The sequence below is a fragment of the Nonomuraea sp. NPDC052634 genome (assembly GCF_040678535.1).
In the GTDB taxonomy this organism is placed as follows: Bacteria; Actinomycetota; Actinomycetes; order Streptosporangiales; family Streptosporangiaceae; genus Nonomuraea; species Nonomuraea fastidiosa.
In genome coordinates, this window is record NZ_JBFATY010000027.1 from 1 (window position 1) to 1,506 (window position 1,506).

Sequence of the window (1,506 nt, forward strand, 5' to 3'; positions counted from 1 at the left end):
TACTCCAGCCGCATTTAGTGATCGATGATTCGTCGCTGTCGCTGGTAATGGCAGCGGCGGGCGCGGGCTTGATGCCGACGTCGCCACTGTGACCAGCGGATTCGATGACTGGCAGGGTGCCGGGGCTGGGCAAGATGAGCATGCAGACGCCGGATCTCGTTGACGGTAAGCGGGATCAGCTCGCCGGAATCGTCACCGTTCGCACCCTCAAGCTGTGATCGTCCCTGTCGGCAGGGCCCCCTGTGTGGCCAGGCCCGAGAAAGCCTCGCCCTGCTGAGCGCCCGTTGCGCCGGGTGGGCCGGCGGCGAGGAAAGCCAGGTGAGCGTGAGCGACCATGGCCAACGTGACGTGCCGATACCAGGCCAGGTGCTTGCGGACCTGGTAATGGTCCAGGCCGACCTCGTTCTTGGTGGCCTGGAAGCATTCCTCCACGCTCCACCGCGATCCCGCCACTCGCACCAGCTCCGGCAGCGCGACCGGGCCGGTGGCCCAGCAGGTGTAGAACGCCAGCTCGCCGGAATCAGTGATGGAGCGGCGGGCCAGCAGCCACTCGGCCGGGCCGAGCGGGATCCACGCCCAGTCGTAGTAGCGGTGGCCCTTGGCACCCTGGCCGCAGGAGTAACGCTGCCACGCCTGCTCCTCCAGCGCGGCGAAGACCTCATCGGCACGCATCTTCCGGCCGGCCAGCACGATCGGGTGGTCACAGGAGACAGCGAACACGTAGCTCAAACCCCGGCTGCGGCACCGCTCACGCAACACGGGGTTGTCGCCGTAGCCCTCATCCGCGGTGAGCCAGGCGAAGGTGAGCAGCGGATCGTCGGCGGCCCGCTCGATCATCCTCCAGGCCAGCTCCGGTTTGGTCGCGAACTCCACCTGCTCCGGGATGCCGGCGTCGGTGCGCCGCTCGGGTGCGGTGAACCAGGAAGCGGGCAGATACAGTTCCCGGTCGATCAGCACCCGTTGCCGGCCGGGGTGCAGGTAGGAGGCGAACACTCCGACCTGACAGTTGGTGATCTTTCCGGCCGTGCCGGTGTACTGGCGCTGCACCCCGGCCGAGCGGCGGCCCTTCTTCTCGAACCCGGTGTCGTCGACCACCAGCACCCCGTCCAGGCACCCGAGCCGCTCGGCGACCTGGGCCCGCAGTGCATCCCGGACCGCATCGACGTCCCAGCGGGCGTGGTTGAGCAGTCGTTGCATCCCGTCGGGTGTCGCGTCTCCGGCGAACTCGGCCAGGGACCAGCCGTTCTTGCGTTCCAGCGAACTCAGCAGGCCCAGCAGGTAACCACGCGCTCTGATCCGCGGCTCACGCCGGCCGAAGAACGGTGCCACTACCTGCGCGAACAGGTCATCGAACGCATCGGCCCATACACGCGGGTCGATTTCGGCTACCGTGGCTGCCACGGCCACCGCCGATCATCTGGATTCCACACACCCACATGATCACTGCGGTGGCCGTCTCACGTCTCAGCCTCGACCAGATCGAGATCTCGAAGTGCGGCTGGAGTA

The 1,506-nt window shown here is 67.3% G+C and carries 1 protein-coding gene; it reads right to left on the reverse strand.

The genetic code is table 11. The features are described from left to right. Window positions 1-207 precede the first annotated feature (207 nt). Entirely contained in the window at window positions 208-1,344 is a 1,137-nt protein-coding gene (locus AB0K67_RS40440) for an IS701 family transposase (RefSeq protein WP_364070935.1), read from the reverse strand. Between the last annotated feature and the right edge of the window lie 162 nt (window positions 1,345-1,506).